This is a genomic window from Apilactobacillus kunkeei (genome assembly GCF_001308195.1).
Classification (GTDB): Bacteria; Bacillota; Bacilli; order Lactobacillales; family Lactobacillaceae; genus Apilactobacillus; species Apilactobacillus kunkeei_C.
In genome coordinates, this window is the sequence record NZ_JXDF01000025.1 from 41,157 (window position 1) to 62,970 (window position 21,814).

The following is a 21,814-nucleotide window of genomic DNA, read 5'->3' on the forward strand; positions in this document are numbered from 1 at the left end:
ACTCAGATAATCATTTCTGGGTGGCTTTTTTGCATAAACTGATATAATTGTTTCAATTAAGTTTTTTGGAGGGGAAAATATGAAATACTCGCTTAACTGGGATTTAGATTCAATCTTTGCCGGGGGATTACATGGTAAGGAATTAACGGATAAACTAGCTGTCATCGGCGAATCCATCGAAACATTTCGCCAAGCCATTAACGACTACGAATTCGACGATGATGACGCGCAATTCTCTAGATTTTCAGAACTAACGGACTTCTTACAAAAAATTCAGGCCGGAATTATTCAAACTTCAATGTACATAAACGGTAAACATTCCGACGATGTAAACAATGAGGAAGTTCCACCAATGATTGATAAGGTTCAATCACTAGATGTTAAAGCCGCCCAAATCGCCCAACTACTTCAAAAGAAGTTAGCCGATTTATCAGATGATCGTTTCAATGAACTAATCAAACAACCTGGTCTAGACACCATTGCCTTTTCTTTGCAGGAAAACAGACATTTTGGAAAAGAACTACTGGATGACACCCAAGAAACCATCATTTCAGAAATGAACCTAGAAGGTTTAAGCTCATGGTCCAACCATTACAGCACACTAATTGCCGGCGTTAACGTCGACTTTAGAGACGAAGACGGTAACCCTAAGACCCTATCAGCTGGACAAGCCGATAACGAAATCTTGGGTAACTCAGATGCCAAATATCGCCAAGACCTAATGCCTAAATGGGAAGCTGCCTTTGAAGAAAAACAAAACCTATTTGCGGACACATTAAACCACCTATCTGGTAGTCGTCTTCTAGACTACAAGTTCCATGGTACTGACGATTTCTTGAAGTACCCTTTGGAACTTAACCGCATGTCAAAGCAAACCCTTGATACAATGTGGAAGGTCGTTGACGACAACAAGGACGTCTTAATTAAGTTCTTAAATCGCAAGGCCCAATTAATCGGCAAGGATAAGATTGGCTGGGAAGACGTCGCTGCCCCAATCAACATTGGAAACGAAAAATCAAAGACATTCACATACGATGAAGCTGCCGAATTCATCATCAAACAATTCAACAGTTTCTCACCTAAGATGGCTAAACTAGCTCAAAAGGCGTTTGACAACAGATGGATTGAAGCAGAAAACCGTCCAGGAAAAGAACCGGGTGGATACATGCAAGACCTACCGGAAACTGGCGAAGCTCGTATCTTTTTAACCTTCACCGGTTCACCAAACGATGCATCAACCATCGCCCACGAACTAGGACATGCCTTCCATAGTAGTGTGATGAATGATCTACCATACTTCCGCCAAGACTACGCAATGAACGTTGCTGAAACCGCATCAACATTCGGTGAACTAATCGTTTCTGACGCCAACGTTAAGGAAGCAAAAACTGATGAGGAAAAAATTAGCCTACTAAACGCCAAGATGGATAACCCGGTAGCAATGTTTTTAAACATCCGTGCTCGTTTCCTATTTGAAACTCGTTTCTACGAAAGAAGACAAGCAGGAGTTCTAACCGCTAACGAAATTAACGACTTAATGGTCCAAGCTCAAAAGGATGCCTACGGTGAATCACTATCTACCTACTCACCTCACTTCTGGGCAAGTAAGATGCATTTCTACATCGACGACATTCCTTTCTACAACTTTCCATACACATTTGGTTACCTATTCAGTCTAGGAATTTACGCTAAGGCGCAAGCTACCGATGACTTCGAAGATCAATACATCTCATTACTAAGAGATACTGCTAACATGACTACCGAAGATTTAGCAAGCAAACACCTAGGTGTTGAATTGACCAAACCAGACTTCTGGGAAGCCGGAGTTCAACTAATCGAAAAAGACGTTGATGAATTCATCAAACTAACAGAAAAATATGTATAAAAAAAGAAGCGCTCATATCGAGTGCTTCTTTTTTTGATTAACGAACTACAACGGCCATCTTACCTTCGTAGTTGTATAGACTCATGAATTGAGAAGTTGAAACCCAGAATACTGGATTACTCTTACCGGTCTTGAATTGGTATCTCCATGATGATGGATCTGCCATCTTGAAGAATCCGTTCTTGTATCCAACAACAACTAAAGTGTGTCCAGTAGGTTTCTTCATACGGTATCCAGTGTATGCGATAACTGAGTTACCGTGTTTGATTTCATTGATGATTTGGTTCTTTGATGCACCACTGAAATTGTAAATTGTCTTTCTGTAAGTACGACCGTACTTAGCTAAAGCTCTTGGGAAGATTGTCCAGTTTTGACTGGTGTTGTTCTTAGCGAATGGATTTCCTACGAAACCGTAGTTTTGATTGGTAGATCTTGGCATTCTATCTAAGAAGTACTTAATTCCCTTGTTTAAACCAATGCTTCTAGTTGAAAGAGCCATCTTTAAGGCAGTCCCTTCACAACCGTTTGGTGCATCGAATGGGAAGTGTTGACTTGTATATACGAAAGGAATTTCGTAGACACTAGTCTTGCTCAAGTCTCTTGAGCTAATCCATCCTTGGTTGATTCCTTGGTAACTAATCTTGTAGTAAACAGATTTTTTTAATTTAGCTACTTGAGTTAGTTGAACAAGTTGGTTTTGAAGATTGATTTTCTTCATCACCTTAACTCCTTCTTTGTAAGGAGAAACGTAAGTATCTACGTTGTTTTTGTTAACGATTCTTGCATTATAGTTTCGCGCTGAACTAATGGTATAGTTCTGACTTTCTGCATTTGATGTATCAGAATGAGCTACGCCCAATGCGACGATAACTACACCTAAAAACATTACCACACCAAGTGCAGATAACATTTTCTTCATTATGTCTCCACTCCATCCATAAATTATTATTTATATTAATAATATAATACAAACGAATTTCAAATTCTTAGAATAAACTATTCTGTAAATAAGTTTTAACATTTTGGTAACATTTTTGATATTTTATTAAAAAAAGACATGATTAATAAAATAATCACGTCTTTTTTACTATATTAGTATAATTCTTCGACTTGTTTTTGAACGTCTGGATGATTTACGAAATCATCGTAGTGGGTGTCGGCTCTTTGAACCATCCCTTTATCAGACACTTCAATGATGTGGTCAGCGATAGTTTGAACAAACTCTCTATCATGAGAAGTAAAGATTAATGATCCGTCGAATGGAATTAAAGCATCGTTTAGTGCGGTAATTGATTCCATGTCCAAGTGGTTGGTAGGATCATCTAGCATCAATACGTTACCCTTTTGTAGCATCATCTTGGATAACATACAACGAACCTTTTCTCCCCCTGATAATACCTTGATTTGTTTTTGAATATTATCACCAGAGAATAGCATTCTACCTAGGAAACTGCGTAAGAATGGATCATCACTTTCTTCTTTAGAAGCGAATTGTCTTAACCAGTCAATGATAGTTAATGAATCGTCTTCGAAATCAGAGTTGATGTTCTTTGGCATGTAGCTAGTACGAGTAGTTTGACCCCATACTACTTCACCTTCGTCTGGTTCCATCTTACCGGCTAGGATTTGCATTAATACAGTAGTAGCAACGTCGTTTCTACTTATGATGGCAGTCTTTTCACCTGGACGTAGAGTAAATGTGATGTTATCTAATATTTTTTTACCATCAATTGTCTTTGAAACACCCTTTACAGAAACTAAGTCGTTTCCTAAATCACGTTCTTTTTCAAACTTGATGAATGGGTATTTACGTGATGATGGTTGGATATCATCTAAAGTAATCTTGTCTAATTGTTTCTTTCTTGAAGTAGCTTGTTTTGACTTAGAAGCGTTAGCAGAGAATCGAGCGATAAATTCTTTCAATTCTTTGATTTGGTCTTCCTTCTTAGCGTTAGCGTCTTGGCGCATCTTAGCTGCTAGTTGACTTGATTTCAACCAGAAGTCGTAGTTACCAACGTATAGTGAAATCTTCTTGAAGTCAACGTCACACATCATGGTACATACTTGGTTCAAGAAGTATCTATCATGGGATACAACAATAGCGATGTTTTCGTAATCAGCCAAGAAGTCTTGTAGCCATTCAATAGTATGATTATCCAAACCATTGGTAGGTTCATCAAGAAGTAGGATATCTGGGTTACCGAATAAAGCTTGAGCTAATAAGACCTTCACCTTTTGTCCTTCAGAAAGTTCACTCATCTTTTCGTAGTGTAGTGATTCATCAATTCCCACGCTTTGTAGTAATTGTGAGGCATCGGCTTCGGCGTTCCATCCGTCCATTTCGGCGAATTCACCTTCTAATTCAGCAGCCTTAACACCATCTTCGTCGGAAAAGTCTTCCTTAGCATACAAGGCATCTTTTTCCTTCATGATTTTGTATAGCTTTTCATGTCCTTGAATTACAGTATCTAGGACTTCACAATCTTCAAAACCATAGTGATCTTGGTTTAAACTAGAAATTCGTTCATTCTTACCGATTGAGATACTACCACTAGTGGGTTCAATCTTTCCTTCTAGCATTTTTAGAAAAGTTGATTTACCAGCACCATTGGCCCCGATAACACCATAACAGTTACCAGGTGTGAATTTTAGGTTTACATCTTCGTATAGTTTTTTACCCGAAAAATGTAATCCCATATTAGTTACAGTTATCATTTCATACCTCCATCCAATCAATTAAGATAAAAAGAGCCCTTGTTTCTCAATTGAATCAAGGGCGTTTTTAATTATTGATTCTATTAATAACTCAGATAACCATATCATATGAAAACTACTTAGACAAGCTAATTATTATAGCACGTCGTTAATATCGCTACTTCCGCTTGTAATTTCATAAATGCGGTTGATGGTTTTGTCGTCATGTAATACAGCAACAACGAAGTTAGCAACATCTTTTCTAGGAATATTCATACCTGATGCTCGTTGTTCGATTACATCGACCTTACCTGTTTCTTCATCGTTTGTTAGAGCTGATGGTCTAACAATAGTGTATTGTAAGCCACTGTTTATTAGTGCAACGTCTGCATAGTGTTTGGCGATGTAGTAGCCATGCAAACCAGAATCAGCCCAGAAGCTTCTATCGTCAGCACCCATGGCACTAACCATGACGTAGCGAGTAATGCCAGCTTGTTTAGCAGCTAGCATTGACTTTACGGCACCGTCTAAATCGATAATCAATGTTTGATCATCTCCGGTAGCACCACCTGAACCTGCTGAGAAAACAATTTTATCAATGGAATTATCGGTGTAAACCTTAGCCATGTCTTCAATTGTGCTATTCAAATCAAAGATAACTGGTGAAACATTTTCTATATCCTTGTATTCGGTGAATTGCTTGTCACTTCTAACTCCGGCAAAAACATTATCCCCGGTTTTGCTTAGCTTTTCTACCATGTGAATACCTACGTGACCATGGGCCCCAATTACTAAAACGTTACTCATTATATTCATCCTTTCCATACTTACTTATTACTAGTAATTCTATCAAGAATGGTAATACTCATAAAACGATTTGCTCAAAAAAAGACGACCATCTGAGATAGTCGTCTTTTACCATAATTGTTTTTTATTAAGCGTTTTGTCTTTAATTAATTTTTTTATTTTCTCTTGTCAATAACTGGAACGTTACCATCAATCATACCTGAGTCACCAGATAGGATTAATGCATTGTACATAACGTCGAATTTCAAGTTTTGTTCTAAAAATGATCCACTGTAGTCTTTGTAGTAGATAGGTCCTAAATCTGAATCCATACTTGCGTTAAAATCTTTGTCTTCTAAATCAGGGTCAACTGCAATCAAGTCAAAAGATGTATCAATCGCACATGAACCTGCGTCAGAGTAGTTTCCAACACCATCATCTAAGCTCAAGAAGAACTTTGCGTCGCCTTGAACTTTGTTTTGAATCTTTTCTTTTGCTGCATCTGTAATAGTTAGTTTCATAAAAATGAACCCCCTTCATTTATATTACAAGTATCCATAATACTCGAATAAAATCTTGTGTCAATAGTTTGTACACGATTTAATTAAAATTTACACTATTTTTTTATTGGCGATACCAATCATAAACCTTTTTAGCACCGTCATAATCAATATAATGAACTTCGGCAGTTTGCGCAGAATTTCCTTTTCTAATCCGGATAACGATGTGAGCTAGGCTATTTCTCTTCATGAATACGCTAGATTCAAAGTGCATACTTTGAATTTCATGCCATCCAACATAGTAGGTTCTTTGTTTGAATAAAAATCCATTGGATACGATTAGGTAATCATCCTTAGTATTTCCTGTTAATCCAATTGAACTAACCCTGTACTTAAAGTATGCATTACCAATAGTGTAAAAGAAAGTAAAAACACCGATAACGACTAACGAATATGTTAATGTTGTCCACCCAACAAAGTAAATCAGAATTGGTATGATGAACAATACCCAGTCAAAATTCCTGAAGAATAACCAAATTGATCGTTTACGGGAATTGAATTTTTCGACTGTTTTTAACGGTATCCACTCAAAGAAATCATTCATCATCTCAACGTACTTATCTGAGTTTAGAATCGGCAAGACCACCGCTTGTGATGATTCATCGTCACTACCATCTGAAGCCATGATAATCTTAACGGTCATAATCTTTAGCAGTTTCCCCATCACATTTTGTTCTATCAAAACACTTTGAATTCTATCGGTGGATAGTCGCACCTTGTTTCTGGTAAATAGTCCCTTTTCGTATTCAAGATACTTACCCTCTTTTACCAGGGTAAAATCATAGAATTGAAACATCGTGTAGATAAACGATAGTAATAAAGCGATTATAATCGCCATGATTGTAAAGGCAATCAAACTAATCATGTTCGAGCCAAATCCCTTTTGGTAGATGCTAATAGCGAAGTCTAAAACTTCACCATGCATGATGTGGACAATCAAGAACATCGTAATGAAGACCCTAAAACTAGTAAAGGTATATAGCGCAATGTCCTTAGTCGAAATCTTGTATTGAGCATAGCCATTATCTTGAGTGTTTGCTTCCTCTTGGTTGCTATCCTCAATCTTTGCAATGTCTGATTGTTCTACTTCATCATTAACATCTTGGTTTTGGTATTGTTTGTGCTTTTCTTCTAAAACCTTACCAACGTATGTCTTCACCGCATCCAATTGGATTTTATCTTTAGAACTGCCCTTGCTTGCGTTGTTAATTTGTAGTTTTTCAACGTCAAATGGTCTAAATAAAAAGTACTGACTGTGTTCAATCGATTGAATTCTAGCGAATGGAACGTGGATGACTTTTTTGAAGATGACACCTTTTTTAATCACAATTTGACTATCTTCAATCGAATAGGTAAAGCAAAGATATGAAAGTATATCCCATACTATCGTAATAATTACGAATATAATCCCTAATTTAAAGCTATCAATGTGTAATGGCTCACCGATAAAGGAAGCTAAAAAAATCGCTATCAAGATGTCTTGAAGACGATTCACTAAGTTTAATGGACTCAGATGTTTATCTTGCATTTCTGGCCTCCATCGCTAATCTCATTACTTGGGTCTTAATGTTTTCTGATTCTTCCTTGGTTACGGCAGCAATTTCATGACTGTCAGCGGAAGTATAAATACTAATCTTATATAGGTTCTTATGTCTTAAAATTGGACCTTGTTCGATATCAACGTTTTGCACACGGGCAATCGGAACGGTGACTTGTTCTCTAAAGATAAAGCCATTTTTAATTTCAACGCGATCTTCATGGATAGCATATTGGTGAAAAGCATACCGGTACGGGATTGAAATCATGTCAACTAGTGCCCAAACCACCAAAATGGTTCCTAAGACCGGTAGGATGTATTCAACATACTTCCAGTCCAGATACTTCACACCAATTGTGGCGAAGGTAAAGATGATGATTTCGACGATAATGGTAATAATGGCTGAATATAGCCATACTGTTTTGACACTCTCAGGTAATTTTTTCATTTATATTCTCTCCTCGATGTTGCTATTTTATTCTCTCTAAATCTAGTAACAAGTTGTTGAAGTCGGCTAACTTACGGTAGCCTTCTGAATAGTCGACATTTAAAATGCGGTGAGTTGGAATAATCAAAATCAATGGATTAGTTACTATTGCATTCCTGACATCGACCTCCTTGAAGTCATATGTATCACAGAACTCTTTGATATCCATGGTGTTGCCATAATCGATATCATTAATCTTTTGGTAGATTTGTTCATTTAATTCGCAAGTTGATAGATTGACTGGTACCTCAAAGTATTTGCGGGTGCCGTCAATGTATTCGCGAAGTTGAATTTTATACTCTTCTGTTTGCCTACGATTAAATACGAATTCCGCATCTAATTTTGGGTAAAAGTTATAAATATTGGAAATTCCTGTATTGGGATTATTAACGAAGCTAATCCCCTTTCTGGTACAGGTAAAATAGATTTTTTGATTTTGGTATTCGACTTGATCCCAGTATAGTTTTTCCATTGGTATCCTTCCTATTTCTAGTATTATTAATATCTTACCATAACTTAGTTTGAGTTTTAGACAAAAAAAGACACGACGCAATGTCGTGTCTTTTAAAGTATTAAGCTACTCGAGCGTAGCCAACTTCATGCCACCAAGGAACATGAATCTTTTCTGTTACAACTCCACGATTTTGTGCATCAATCATTCTGTCATGACCAATGTAAATACCTACGTGGTAAATGTTACTGCGGCTAGTACCAAAGAATACTAGATCACCCTTCTTAACATGCTTTCTACTTACGTGTCTGTTGGTGTTGTATTGCATTTGGGCTGTTCTTGCCAAGTATTTGTGTTTACCATGACGGTAAGCATATTGGGTAAAACCAGAACAATCAAAGCTATATGGACCCACAGCACCGTATACATATGGGTGACCTAACTTACTTGAAGCTGATCTATATAGGCTTGAGAATCCTAACTTACGAGTCTTCTTAACAACCTTATGTGCTTTCTTCTTAGCAGCTGGTTTCTTGTAGGCTACTTTTCTGGCCTTTTTCTTATGCTTAGGCTTCTTTGTGACGTGTCTCTTCTTAGCCTTCTTCTTTTTGTATACCTTATGTGTTCTCTTATGATGAACCTTGCTAGCGCTTGCGTTGGTAACATCTGTTGCAAACAATGTAGCCATCGCCAAAACAGTCAACATTATTAACATGATTGTCTTTTTCGTTTTTGTTTTGTTCATAGCACTTTATTCCCCGCTTTTAAAAATTTTATACTTTCTTAACTTACGACTAAAGTATAGCTACAAAATGCTACATAACAGGAACAAAAGTATTTCAAAAACATGAAAAAATATTACCTAATTGTTACATCCAATGGTTTTATAATATAAATCGTTCTATAATGAGAACTATACTTAATAACTTTTAAGAATAAGGTGATTTCATGGACTTATATTCATATGACTACTTAATCCATCCAAATACTATCGTTACATATTTACTATTAGCATTAGCGGTAATTGTTGGATTAATGATTATTTTTAACGGTTTTAAATACATGCGCGATAGAACCAACTTAAAATATCGTGACATATTTATTACCATGATCGTCATTGCGATATTATCAATTAGTATCGGATTTAGTAATATTTTGCAACAACGCAACTCTTCGTCGCAAAATTCTCAAACTACTGAAATGGTTAAGGCCATTAGTCGAAGCAAACATATTTCAACATCAAAGATTTATGTTAGCTCCCCTCAATTAACTAATGGCATGACTGTAAAGGTTGGCGATAAGTTCTACCAAGCAACTTTCAACTCCAGTTTTAACAGTTACCAACTTCAACCAATCCAATTAATTCCTACCAATATTACTTATCACGACAAACCATCACTTCAAATTGGTGACTTGAACAAGGAATACTTGGTAATCCTATTTAAGTTCTTAATCGGATTCGTCGTATTGGTAATTCAAATTAACATTTCTGGTAAAGGAAACTTGGCTCCTTCTAACGCGGTTGATCAAATTCAAAACTATGTTCTTGGGGGTATCATCGGGGGTATGATTTACAACCAACAAATCAGCACACTACAATTCTTCATCGTATTGTTAATCTGGTCATTGGTTATCTTTACCAGTCGTATCCTTAGTCGTCAGTTCTCGATATTCCATCGGATTTTCAATGGTGAACCACAAAACATCATTACCAACGGTATCGTTAACGTTGATACTGCCCTAAAGAATGGTATGTCAGCTGCTGATTTAGCATTCAAACTAAGAACTAAGGGGATTAGCAACTTCCAAGACGTTAAGTCAGCTGTCCTAGAACAAAACGGACAACTTACTGTTACCACATTCGGTGATGAATCACTAAGCTATCCTATCATTACTGATGGGACAGTTAATGCCGAAGTCCTAGAAAAGATGGGACACGACATGGACTGGATTGAACAATTGGCGAAGGATTCACACAAAGAAATTGCTCAAATCTACCTAGGTCAATATGTTGAGGATCATTTGGTAATCATCCCATATCCTACTCACAAGACTCGTCCTTGGTACTATGAATTGGGTGAACGTGTTGAAAACTTCTCCCACAACCACAAGCTAACACCTGAAAGCATTAAGAATGCAAAGGCATTACAACAACTTAAGGAACTTTCAAAGAAGCGTCATTTAGGTGCTAAGTCAAACAAAGATGACAAGAAGCCTACTAACCAACGTGGTACAAAAGGAACAAAACAACAATAAATAAAGATAGGTCATATGACCTATCTTTTTTATTTATATTTTTATTTATTGGGATTGTTCTTACTTGAATACCTTGAAACGATCTTCGTCGTCCATGTAATCCTTTGATTGTGCAGGTGCTTCGATTGAACCGAATACCATTTCACCACGTAATCTCCAGCTAGCTGGAATATCGAATTCCTTAGCAACGTCTTCGTCGATTAGTGGGTTGTAATGTTGTAGGTTAGCACCTAGGCCGTTTTCAGCTAAACCAGTCCATACAGCGTATTGTGCGTTACCTTGAGCTTGTTCTGACCAGTCGTAGAAGTTGTCAGCGTATGCTGGGAAGTTCTTTTCTAGACCGTGAACAACGTCCATGTCAGTGAAGAATAGGATAGTTGCGTAACCATTCTTGAAACCGTTGATCTTGTCAGTAGTTGCCTTTAGAGCATCGTCATCTTTTAAGTGTGGCTTTAAGTTGTCTAAAGTAATGTCCCATACCTTGTCTTGGTTGTCGTTAAATAGGATAACGGCACGAGTTGATTGGCTGTTGAAAGCTGATGGAGCTTCTTTGATTGAAGCTTTGATGAAGTTTGCTAATTCATCTTGGCTTTGTTCAACGTTACGACCTAAAGCGTAAATAGTACGACGGTTCTTTTGTAAATCTAGTAGTTCTGTTTTCATGTTAAATCTCTCCTTTTGTCATATCTGATTGATTAATTTATATTATATCACTTACTTTTAGTTAGTAAACCTTTTTGTTCAAATTTTTTTAATGAACAAATAAAAAGTTAAGTGATATTATTTAAGTATCAGCATAATATTATTTTTCGATGAGGTAAATTAATATGTTTTATTACTTATTTTTAGCGCTCGCTATTATTGGTGAACTCATTGGTACAAACCTATTAAAGATGTCGATGGGTTTTACTAAGATACTGCCAACAATCGGATCGCTAATTTCATTCGCACTATGTTTTTACTTTTTATCAATTGCAATGGTTAAGATTCCGCTAAACATCGCCTACGCTAACTGGAGTGCATTAGGAATTCTTGCCACCACCGCAATCGCATCTTTAGTTTACAAGGAACAAATTAACGTCATGAGCATGATTGGTATTGTCTTTATCATCATCGGTGTCGTTTTGTTAAACCTATTCAGTGCAAAATAAAAACGCTAAGTTAGAATATCTAACCTAGCGTTATTTTTTATACATAGAAATAAATTGAGAAGTACATTAAGATAGTCCCAATCATTACAAAGACGTGCCAAATGACGTGGCCAAATGGAATTCTTGGGATACTGTATATTAATGCACCCACAGTAAATGCGATTCCACCAAATAGTAGTAATAAGAAACCGTGAATTCCTAGGTAATCATATAGTTTGACGATTCCTAGTAGGCACATCCACCCCATTACAACGTAAATAATAGTAGAAAGTGTCTTTAATTTACCCATCCACAAGGCCTTGTAGATGATTCCTAACACAGTCATAATCCAGATTACAGTTAGGATGACCCAACCTAGCCAACCACCAATAGCGATTAGACAGTATGGTGTGTAGCTTCCAGCAATTAGTAGGTAGATTGCTGAGTGATCAAAGATTTGGAATAGCTTTTCGACACGCGTGAAATACAGACTATGAAACATGGTAGAAGCAATGTAGAAAACTACTAATGTGATTGAGTAAATGACAAAACTAGTAATTCTCATTGCCCCACCAACGTGAACACCATGAATAATCAATGCGACAGCACCAATTATAGCAAGTAGTTCCCCAATTCCGTGGGTGATTGCACTAAAGATTTCGTTTAATAGGTAGTATGTTTTATCCTTAATCCAGTTAAACTTTTGCTTAACTGAATCGGTAGTCTTTTGTTTTAAGTCGTTGTTCATATATAAAGTACCTCTATTAATGTTTATTTAATTATATAACTATGTAATCTAGTTTTCAATACTAGATGTAAAAGACTACAAAAAAGAACCCTCTTTGGGGTTCATTTAATTAGTACCAGTTATGTGATAACCAGAATGCTTTGGCTTTCACCCATGATCCGTAACGACTCTTAACGTAGTTGTTAGCAGTACGTTCTTGGTTCTTATGAGATAAGTTACCACCGTAGTAACTGATTAATAATTGGTATTTACCGTAACATGAACCGTTTGAGGCGGTGTATGAACCACCTGATTCATGGTTAGCAATCCATGCTTTAGCAGCAGCATTTGCTCTTGATAAATGTTTTCTTACTTTGTAAGTTGAATGTTTCTTGATACGTCTAGAACTAACAATCTTTTTTACGGCATGCTTCTTAACACGTTTTACAGTGCGTTTCTTAGCTGCCTTCTTGTGAGTTCTTGCTACTTTATTAGCCTTCTTAGATACTTTCTTGTGTTTGCGTACCTTTTTAACATGTTTAGCAGCTTTCTTCTTAGCGGTTCCTTGAACGGTCTTTGTTTGAGCTGGTGTAGTTGGCGTAGCAACTGAATCAGCTTTTGCGGTTTGTGGTATTAAAAACAATGTCGCAATCAATAATGATACCAATACTGCAAAGGTAATCATCTTATTATTCGAATGCATATAATGTTTTCCCTCCTTAAAATTACTTGAATAAGATAACGAACCAGTTTTACTATCTTGTTAGAGTTATGTTACAGGAATGTTACATTTTATTTCAGTTGTGAAACAAAACTATTCTTAAGTCTGATCTGAAAGCTCTTAAGACTTTCTTAAGTTTCATGAAAAAGAATTGACTTTTAAAAGAAAAATGTATACAGTTAGTTACATAAGTAATTAACTATTATTATAAGGAGATGCACTATGAAAACTCTTGAAGTTCAAAGTTTAAACAAGTTCTTCGGAAGAAAACAAGCTCTATTCGACGTTTCATTTGATATCGAACCTGGTACCATTCTTGGTCTAATCGGACCAAACGGTGCTGGTAAGTCTACTATTATGAAGAGTATCGTTGGTCTAACCGACTACAACTCAGGTAGCATTAAAATTGATGGAAAAGAATTAACTAAAAACAAGCGTAGCAGTCTAGAAAACGTTGGTTCAATGATTGAATCACCTGCTCCATACTTGAATCTAACTGGTCGCCAAAACCTTAAGCTTTTCAATGACGGTTCTACCACCGCAGAAGAAATGCAAGAAATTATGGAAGAAACTCAAATCATTGAATTTGCTGACAGAAAAGCAAAGAAGTACTCATTAGGTATGAAACAACGTTTAGGAATTGCTATTTCATTGCTTAACCACCCTAAGCTACTAATCTTAGATGAACCTATGAACGGTCTAGATCCACAATCAACTCATGATTTACGTGACCTACTTGTAAAATTATCAAAACGTGGCATTAGTATCCTTATCTCAAGTCACTTACTTGATGAACTATCACGTATCGCTGATTACTATGTAGTAATTAACCACGGTAAGGTAATCAAGAAGTCAGACGCTAAGTCATTCCTATCAGAAGGTCCTAAGACTATTAAGTTCGAAGTTAAAGACACTGACGCTGCTAAGAGTGCTCTTGACGCAGCCGGTTTAACTGCCACTATTTACGACAAGACTGTTGAAATCGAAGACAACAACGATTCAACTGCAATGAACGCTGGTCTATCAGCATTGAACCAAGCAGGAATTGAAATTGAAAACGTTTCAAGAAACCAAACTGACCTAGAAGAATCACTATTGAAGCTTCTATCAAGTGATAACAACAAGGAGGCTAAATAATGTTAACTTTAATCAGACAAGAACTATACAAACAATTACACGGTAAGTTTTACATTGGCTGGGGTATCGTTACACTAGCAATGGCACTATTTGCTGGATTTGTATATCACTCATCTAAAGAATTAAGCCAAATCAACGCAAACGGCCCAATCTTCTCATCATCCATCATCGTTGTATTGGTTGCTATGATCGTCTTTGCTAGTTCAATTCTTACTACTGACTTCTCAAACAATACTGTTAAGTACTTGTTTGCTCGTCAATTCTCACGTGGCAAGATTTTCCTATCAAAACTAGTAACAATCGTTGCTATGTACGTCTACCTACTAGTTGTTTCATTTGTTTCAACTTTAATCGCAAATGCATTGTTCAACAAGATGCGTTCAATGCCTTTCGATGTATTTGGTAACAGAATTAGTGGTATGAGTTTCTACCTATTCTTGATGTTATCTCTTGTATTACTAATTAGTTGCCTATTCAAGAGTAACGCTGTAGCAATCGCCATCGGAATTGTTTTCTACTTCGTAGTTAACATCATTAACCCATTCCTAAGCATCTTCATCTACTACCACTCATGGGTTAAGTACGTTCCACTAACATTCCTAAATGTTTACTCACAAACAATCAGCCCAATGATGTCAGAAATGACTAAGCTATCATTGACTCAAATGAGAGTTGGATCAATCATTTGGGGAATTATCTTCCTATTAATTACTTACGTTGTTTACAACCGTCGTAATGTCTAATAATAATATAGTAGAAAAAAGCGACTTAATTATTGGTTAGTCGCTTTTTTTATTGGAATGAACGGCCTAAAAGTGATAAACTCTTGTTATTGATTAATTTCGAATAAAGATTTGGAGGCCAACATATTGGTTGATTTATTAAAACAAGAAATGAACAAGAAAAATCGTCTTATTTTTCTTGCAATGGCAGTTTTCTTAGTTATCGTTACTATCCTAATGGCTGTTATTGGTAAAGACACTAGAACCTTAGATGGTTACAAACTAATGAACTCATTTGGTGGAATTACTCCTGTAATCGAACTACTCGCTACTATCATTACTGCAACCAGATTTGCAGGTGTCGACAGTAACAAACAAGTTCGTAAAAACATGGAAAACCACAGCAAGATTACCATCTTCTTCTCAAAGATTTTTACTTGCATGATTGGATACTTCATCCTACTTGCTCTATCAGTCCTAACCATCATCTTCATGAAGTACCTTGTATTTCCTGAAAGTGCCTTTGCTGGTAAGCTAGCACAAGAATTACAATGGGCTACATTAGGTAACATTGCTTACGTATTCATTTTTGAATCATTCGTAATCATGGTTATCGGTTTTTGTAAGACTTGGTACGGTGCCATCGCTTTCGGTGTTGCATTAAACTACATTACAGAAATCATTGCCGGAATCTTCATGATCTTCATTTACAACAACCGTCAACTAATTTGGAACCCATTCAACTTCTTCTTCGTTGAAAAACAAATTCAAGATGGTATGAAGCACATGATGACCCGTCTAACATTGAACCAAATCATTGCCGGTTCAATTGTTTACGCCGGTATCTTCTTTGTAATTGGATTTATCATCTTTGTCTTTATCAGAAAGTTCAAAACAGATGATGAACTAATCGCAAAACGCCAAGCTAAGAAAAACAAAAAGCAAAAATTACAAACTGCATAATATTCCTTATATATTGCACTCAAATAGGCACCGTGAGTAAAATCACAGTGCCTATTTTGTTGACCAATTTCAATTTAGTGATATTCTTTAATATTGTATACAATATAATCATTTGCTAGACAAAATCCACCGAACGAAAGAAAGGAGTTTTGCATTATGCCAAAAGAAGTAACTCTAAACGATCAAATTTGTTTCCAAATTTCTCGTGCACATCAACTATTCAACAAGTTCTATCAAGAACCTCTAGAAAAATTCAACTTAACATACGTTCAATACATTACACTATTATCACTATGGGAAAACGACGGAGTGACTGTTAACTACCTAAGCCAAAAGCTAGGTCTTTCTAACGGTACTTTGACTCCTCTATTAAAACGTCTTGAAAAAGCTGGCTGGATTACCAGAAACCGTGATAAAGCTGATGAACGTCGCGTCCTAATTCACTTAACACAATTAGGTAAGGACAACAAAGAACCAATCTTGGAATCAGTTCAAGGTTGCTTAAACCGTCTAAACTACAGCGATGACGAATTCGCTGACGCAATGGATACCATTGTTGATCTACAACACCGTTTGGAAAAAACTAACGAAAACGACAAATAGTTTTGTCACTATTTAATTGACACCTGTCTTTTATGAGTATACAATATTAGTTGTTAAGAAAAGACATGTCTATTTGATGGTGCTTTCCAGAGAGGATTACATTTTTCTGTAAGTAATCTATCGCATTCAAATAGTTACCACTTTTCTCTTCTATTAAATCGATATTATTTTTAATGACTAATATGAGGGCATTATGGACCTAACCGTAGTGCTAAAGATGGGTGGAACCACGTTAATACTAACGTCCCTGACACATAAGTGTCAGAGGCGTTTTTTGTTTCCCCACCTCAAATAAATTCAAGAAGGTGGAAGTATTGTCAGAAAATAATGATAAGTTAGAAAGAAAGCTTAGCGCCCGTCATATGAAAATGATTGCGCTAGGTGGAACTATCGGGGTTGGCCTATTCATGGGTGCCAAGTCCACAATCGGTTGGACTGGTCCATCCGTGTTACTAGACTACGCAATCGCAGGATTATTCCTATACCTAATCATGCGTGCGCTAGGTGAAATGTTATATGTACATCCAGTTACTGGATCATTCTCACAATTTGCATCAGAATACCTACACCCCGTTTTCGGTTACTTAACCGCATGGAGTAATGTCTTCCAATACATCGTTGTTGGAATCTCAGAAGTAATTGCGATTGGTACATACATGCAATTCTGGTGGCCTCATTTACCAACCTGGTTACCAGGAATCATCGCCATTGTCTTCCTATGTATTGCCAACTTAGTATCAGTAAGTGCCTTTGGTGAACTAGAATACTGGTTCGCCCTAGTCAAAGTCGTTACCATCATTGCCATGATCATCATTGGTTTGGTCATCATTGTCTTTGGTTTTAATGGTATTCACCCTACTGGTATATCAAACATTTGGAGTCATGGTTTCTTCGCAAACGGTTTTAAAGGATTCTTCTTCGCCCTAGCAATTGTAATTGCCTCATACCAAGGAATCGAATTAATTGGTGTGACTGCCGGTGAAGCTGAAAATCCTAAGCAAACACTAGTGAAGGCCATTCAAGATACCATTGGTCGTATCCTAATCTTCTACATCGGTGCCATTTTCGTTATCCTAAGTATTTACCCTTGGGACAAGATTAGCCAAATCGGTTCACCTTTCGTAGAAACATTCTCACAAGTTGGTATCACCGCGGCTGCTTCAATCATTAACTTCGTTGTGGTAACCGCTGCACTATCAGGATCTAACTCAGGAATTTACAGTGCTAGTCGTATGGAATTCTTACTATCTGAAGAAGGTCAACTTCCAAAGGTATTCAAGAAGTTAAACCGTCATGGTGTCCCATATGTCTCAGTAATTAGTATTTCAGCAGGGATTCTAATTGGACTATTCTTAAACGTTTTACTACCAATCTTCTTCCCATCAGCAAACCAAATCTTCGTGTACGTCTACAGTTCATCTGTACTACCAGGTATGGTGCCATGGGTTGTTATCTTGGTATCTCAAATTCGTTTCAGAAAGCAACATCCAGAAGAATTAGTGAACCATCCATTCAAGATGCCACTATCACCTATCAGTAATTACATTACGCTAATCTTCTTAGCAATTACCTTGGTGTTCATGTTCATTAACCCTTCTACTAGAATTCCTTTGATTATAGGAATCTTCTTCCTATTAATCATGACAATTCTATACTTCGTAAAATTCAATCAAAACAACAAATAGGATGTGCGACGTTTGTTGAATAAAATTCATCAATTGTTAAATTCCTTGACATTAATTTTAATATGTAATAACATTTCTTAAATAATAAACATTAGAATTATGTAAGTAAAAAATCTTACTGGGGAATTTTTAACGATTGTCAGCAAGATCGTCGTGAAGTCAAACCCATGCAATATGCCAGCAATTTTAGCGATTATTTAAAGATTATTTAAATATATTGTATTGGTTATGCATTTTTATAAAAACCCTAGTACAATAGACAATGTAGTACTAGGTTTTTTATTACATAATTTCTTACAGGATGGTGAAATATATTGGCAGAAGAAAAGCAAGAAAAGAAACTAGAACGTAAATTAAGTTCTAGACAGATGCAAATGATCGCCCTTGGGGGAACAATCGGGGTTGGTCTATTTATGGGTGCCAAGTCCACAATTGAATGGACTGGTCCTTCTGTATTGCTAGCATATGCAATTGCTGGTGTGTTCTTATATCTAATTATGAGAGCTTTAGGTGAAATGTTATACGATAACCCAATTAGTGGTTCATTCTCACATTTCGCTTCTGAATACATGCACCCCGTGTTCGGTTACTTGACCGCTTGGTCTAACATCTTCCAATGGGTTGTTGTTGGTATTTCAGAAATGATTGCTATTGGTACTTACATGCAATTCTGGTGGCCATCAATTCCATCTTGGGTACCTGGTATTATCGCGGTAGTATTCTTATGTATTGCCAACTTAATCTCAGTTAGTGCCTTTGGTGAATTGGAATACTGGTTCGCTTTAATTAAGGTTGTTACTATTATCGCAATGATCATTGTCGGTTTAGTAATCATTGTTTTAGGTTTCAATGGTGTTGGCCCTACTGGTATTTCTAACCTATGGTCACATGGATTCTTTACTGGTGGTTTCAAAGGATTCTTCTTCGCACTATCAATCGTATTCGCTTCTTACCAAGGAATCGAATTAATTGGTGTTACTGCTGGTGAAGCTGAAAACCCTAAGAAGACTTTAGTTAAGGCTATCCAAGACACTATTGGTCGTATCTTAATCTTCTACATTGGATCAATCTTCGTAATGCTATCAATCTACCCATGGGATAAGATTGCAAACATTGGTTCACCTTTCGTAGAAACATTCTCACAAGTAGGTATTACTGCTGCAGCTTCAATCATTAACTTTGTTGTTTTAACAGCCGCTCTATCAGGTTCTAACTCAGCAATTTACAGTTCAAGCCGTATGTCATACCTATTAGCACAACAAGGTCAATTACCTGACAGATACAACAAGATTAACAAGCATGGTGTTCCATACATCTCTGTTATCTCAATTGCTACTGGTATTTTATTGGGAGTTATTCTAAACGTAGTTCTTCCTCTATTCTACAAGGGAGCAAACCAAGTATTCGTATACGTATACAGTTCATCTGTTCTTCCAGGTATGGTTCCATGGTTCGTAATTATCATGTCAGAACTTAAGTTTAGAAAGCAACATCCTGAAAAACTAGTTGGTCATCCATTCAAGATGCCACTAGCACCTTTCTCAAACTATCTAACATTACTAGTACTATTCGTTACTTTAGTATTTATGTTCTTCAATGATGATACAAGAATTCCATTGATTGTAGGAATCGTCTTCTTAGCATTAATGACAATCCTATACTTTGTTAGATTTAATAAGAAAGCAAAATAATTCATATTAAAACTAATTTAGCCACCCTTTTGCTATTCAAGGGTGGCTATTTTCATGTTAAAATATTAATTACGTTTGTTTATTATTTACAAACACCATTTGACAAATTAACAAAAACGATTAAAATATAATCAATTTCTAATCATTTTTTAATAAACGAGATGCCATCTTGTTTATACATACGAAAAGAGGTAATTTTTATGGCGAATCTATTCAAACGAATGAATCGAAAAGAAGACCCTAGTGTCTATGAGCAAAAGGATTCTAACTTGGTCAGATCATTGACTACAAAGGATTTCCTTGCTTTAGGAGTTGGAACAATTGTTTCTACTGCTATCTTCACCCTTCCTGGTATCGTGGCTGCAAACAATGCAGGTCCTGCGGTAACTATTTCTTTCTTACTTGCAGCGATTGTTGCTGGGTTGGTTGCTTTATCTTACGCAGAAATGGCTTCAGCCATGCCGTTTGCCGGTTCTGCATATTCATGGATTAACGTTGTTTTTGGAGAATTCTGGGGTTGGGTTGCCGGATGGGCACTTCTAGCAGAATACTTCATCGCTGTTTCCTTTGTTGCAGCTGGATTATCGGCTAACTTCCGAGGTCTAATTGCACCACTTGGAATTAACTTCCCTACATACTTAGCTAACCCTGTCAGTGCAAAAGGCGGATTAGTTGATATTTGTACCGTTGTTGTAATTTTGATCGTAATGTTCTTAATTACACGTGGTGACAAGCAAACTTCTCGTGTTGAAAATGTATTAGTAATTTTAAAGGTAGCTGCCGTATTAGTATTTATCGTTGTCGGTGCTACTGCCATCCACTTCGCAAACTACGTTCCATTTATTCCTGCTCACCATGTTAATGCCGATGGTACTAACTTTGGTGGCTTCAGTGGAATCTACGCTGGTGTTTCAGTAATTTTCCTATCATACATTGGTTTTGATTCAATTGCTGCAAACTCAGCAGAAGCAAAGAACCCTCAAAAGACAATGCCTAGAGGTATCATTGGTTCCCTAGTAATTGCTGTTACACTATTCGTTGCCGTATCACTAGTCCTAGTTGGTATGTTCAAGTACACTAACTACGCTGGTAACGCAGAACCAGTTGGTTGGGCCCTACGTCAAGCTGGTCACCCAATCGTTGCTTCAGTTGTTCAAATTATTGCCGTTGTAGGTATGTTCACTGCCCTAATCGGTATGATGATGGCAGGTTCACGTCTACTATACTCATTCGGTAGAGATGGAATGCTACCTAAATTCCTAGGTAAGGTTAACAAGAAGAGTCACCTTCCACTAAATGCAATCATTACTATGACTGTTATCTCAGTTGTTATTGGTGCCTTCCTAACATTTACATTCCTATCACAACTAATTTCAGCTGGTACATTGATCGCTTTCATGTTCGTTTCAATTGGTATTTACCCACTTAGAAAACGTGAAGGAAAAGACATCAACATGCCTGGCTTCAAAGAACCATTCTTCCCTGTTATGCCTGCTCTAGGTTTCCTAGCATCACTAGCCGTATTCTGGGGTCTAGACAACGACGCTAAGATTTATGCACTTGTATGGTTCATCATCGGTATGGTTATCTACTTTGTATATGGTATGCACCATAACACTAGAAACCAACAAGCCGAAGTTAAATCAAATGATAATGAATAATTAAAACCACAAAAAAAGAGGACTCGTTGGAACTGAAGTTATAATATTGAACAGATAAATAAAAGCACTTTCGATAAAATGATTATTTTTATTTGATAAAATAACATAATTCGGAGGT

21 protein-coding genes are annotated in these 21,814 nt (G+C 36.7%); 10 read left to right on the plus strand and 11 right to left on the minus strand.

What is annotated here, in order from left to right; genetic code table 11:
* The first annotated feature begins 79 nt into the window (after positions 1–79).
* Complete coding sequence (locus RZ78_RS06150) at positions 80–1,885, plus strand: M3 family oligoendopeptidase (RefSeq protein ID WP_054608440.1); 1,806 nt, start codon at positions 80–82, stop codon at positions 1,883–1,885.
* Between the two features lie 37 nt (positions 1,886–1,922).
* On the opposite strand, the gene RZ78_RS06155 is transcribed toward RZ78_RS06150, so the two are convergent.
* The 8 genes from RZ78_RS06155 to RZ78_RS06190 all read right to left on the minus strand — a co-directional run bounded on the left by RZ78_RS06155 (position 1,923) and on the right by RZ78_RS06190 (position 9,145).
* On the minus strand, positions 1,923–2,804 hold the full coding sequence (locus RZ78_RS06155; RefSeq protein ID WP_054608441.1) for a C39 family peptidase: 882 nt from the start codon (positions 2,802–2,804) through the stop codon (positions 1,923–1,925).
* Positions 2,805–2,977: 173 nt separating this feature from the next.
* Positions 2,978–4,600 carry an ABC-F family ATP-binding cassette domain-containing protein gene (locus RZ78_RS06160; protein ID WP_054608442.1) on the minus strand — a complete coding sequence of 541 codons (1,623 nt, stop codon included), beginning with the start codon at positions 4,598–4,600 and terminating at the stop codon, positions 2,978–2,980.
* Between the two features lie 135 nt (positions 4,601–4,735).
* Positions 4,736–5,386: an SDR family oxidoreductase gene (locus RZ78_RS06165; RefSeq protein ID WP_054608443.1), complete on the minus strand. Its 651-nt coding sequence runs from the start codon at positions 5,384–5,386 to the stop codon at positions 4,736–4,738.
* A gap of 155 nt (positions 5,387–5,541) precedes the next feature.
* A complete protein-coding gene (locus tag RZ78_RS06170) occupies positions 5,542–5,886 on the minus strand; it encodes an iron-sulfur cluster biosynthesis family protein (protein ID WP_034532401.1) in 345 nt (114 codons plus the stop codon).
* A 103-nt stretch (positions 5,887–5,989) separates the two neighbouring features.
* Positions 5,990–7,453 (minus strand): PH domain-containing protein, encoded by a 1,464-nt coding sequence (locus RZ78_RS06175; protein ID WP_081006931.1) that lies wholly within the window; start codon positions 7,451–7,453, stop codon positions 5,990–5,992.
* A complete protein-coding gene (locus tag RZ78_RS06180; RefSeq protein WP_054608445.1) occupies positions 7,443–7,910 on the minus strand; it encodes a PH domain-containing protein in 468 nt (155 codons plus the stop codon). The genes RZ78_RS06175 and RZ78_RS06180 overlap by 11 nt, the downstream gene beginning before the upstream one ends.
* 22 nt (positions 7,911–7,932) lie before the next feature.
* The gene (locus RZ78_RS06185) at positions 7,933–8,421 is read right to left on the minus strand and encodes an MGMT family protein (RefSeq protein WP_054608446.1); all 489 of its coding nucleotides are present in this window, start codon (positions 8,419–8,421) and stop codon (positions 7,933–7,935) included.
* Positions 8,422–8,521: 100 nt separating this feature from the next.
* On the minus strand, positions 8,522–9,145 hold the full coding sequence (locus RZ78_RS06190; protein WP_054608447.1) for a C40 family peptidase: 624 nt from the start codon (positions 9,143–9,145) through the stop codon (positions 8,522–8,524).
* A 203-nt stretch (positions 9,146–9,348) separates the two neighbouring features.
* Here RZ78_RS06190 and RZ78_RS07470 point away from each other — a divergent pair, with 203 nt between their 5' ends.
* Entirely contained in the window at positions 9,349–10,656 is a 1,308-nt protein-coding gene (locus tag RZ78_RS07470) for a DUF3290 family protein (protein ID WP_081006932.1), read from the plus strand.
* A gap of 60 nt (positions 10,657–10,716) precedes the next feature.
* On the opposite strand, the gene RZ78_RS06200 is transcribed toward RZ78_RS07470, so the two are convergent.
* A complete protein-coding gene (locus tag RZ78_RS06200) occupies positions 10,717–11,319 on the minus strand; it encodes a nitroreductase family protein (protein WP_041153080.1) in 603 nt (200 codons plus the stop codon).
* A gap of 164 nt (positions 11,320–11,483) precedes the next feature.
* Between RZ78_RS06200 and RZ78_RS06205 the strand changes: the two genes are divergently transcribed.
* On the plus strand, positions 11,484–11,807 hold the full coding sequence (locus tag RZ78_RS06205; protein ID WP_041153081.1) for a DMT family transporter: 324 nt from the start codon (positions 11,484–11,486) through the stop codon (positions 11,805–11,807).
* Positions 11,808–11,844: 37 nt separating this feature from the next.
* Here RZ78_RS06205 and trhA read toward each other — a convergent pair whose 3' ends face one another.
* Positions 11,845–12,534, minus strand: a complete 690-nt coding sequence (trhA, locus tag RZ78_RS06210; RefSeq protein WP_081006933.1) for a PAQR family membrane homeostasis protein TrhA — start codon at positions 12,532–12,534, stop codon at positions 11,845–11,847.
* A 109-nt stretch (positions 12,535–12,643) separates the two neighbouring features.
* The gene (locus RZ78_RS07570; RefSeq protein WP_054608448.1) at positions 12,644–13,216 is read right to left on the minus strand and encodes a hypothetical protein; all 573 of its coding nucleotides are present in this window, start codon (positions 13,214–13,216) and stop codon (positions 12,644–12,646) included.
* A 240-nt stretch (positions 13,217–13,456) separates the two neighbouring features.
* On the opposite strand from RZ78_RS07570, the gene RZ78_RS06220 reads away from it, so the two are divergent.
* From RZ78_RS06220 to RZ78_RS06250, 7 genes are all read left to right on the plus strand, one after another.
* The gene (locus tag RZ78_RS06220; protein WP_054608449.1) at positions 13,457–14,371 is read left to right on the plus strand and encodes an ABC transporter ATP-binding protein; all 915 of its coding nucleotides are present in this window, start codon (positions 13,457–13,459) and stop codon (positions 14,369–14,371) included.
* Positions 14,371–15,114: an ABC transporter permease gene (locus tag RZ78_RS06225; RefSeq protein WP_054608450.1), complete on the plus strand. Its 744-nt coding sequence runs from the start codon at positions 14,371–14,373 to the stop codon at positions 15,112–15,114. The genes RZ78_RS06220 and RZ78_RS06225 overlap by 1 nt, the downstream gene beginning before the upstream one ends.
* Positions 15,115–15,240: 126 nt before the next feature.
* The gene (locus tag RZ78_RS06230) at positions 15,241–16,056 is read left to right on the plus strand and encodes an ABC transporter permease (protein WP_054608451.1); all 816 of its coding nucleotides are present in this window, start codon (positions 15,241–15,243) and stop codon (positions 16,054–16,056) included.
* Between the two features lie 156 nt (positions 16,057–16,212).
* Complete coding sequence (locus RZ78_RS06235; RefSeq protein ID WP_041153085.1) at positions 16,213–16,659, plus strand: MarR family winged helix-turn-helix transcriptional regulator; 447 nt, start codon at positions 16,213–16,215, stop codon at positions 16,657–16,659.
* A gap of 362 nt (positions 16,660–17,021) precedes the next feature.
* Positions 17,022–18,344: an amino acid permease gene (locus RZ78_RS06240; RefSeq protein WP_034532440.1), complete on the plus strand. Its 1,323-nt coding sequence runs from the start codon at positions 17,022–17,024 to the stop codon at positions 18,342–18,344.
* 368 nt (positions 18,345–18,712) lie between these two features.
* On the plus strand, positions 18,713–20,035 hold the full coding sequence (locus RZ78_RS06245) for an amino acid permease (protein WP_054608458.1): 1,323 nt from the start codon (positions 18,713–18,715) through the stop codon (positions 20,033–20,035).
* A 200-nt stretch (positions 20,036–20,235) separates the two neighbouring features.
* On the plus strand, positions 20,236–21,696 hold the full coding sequence (locus RZ78_RS06250; protein WP_054608452.1) for an APC family permease: 1,461 nt from the start codon (positions 20,236–20,238) through the stop codon (positions 21,694–21,696).
* The last annotated feature ends 118 nt before the right edge of the window (positions 21,697–21,814 follow it).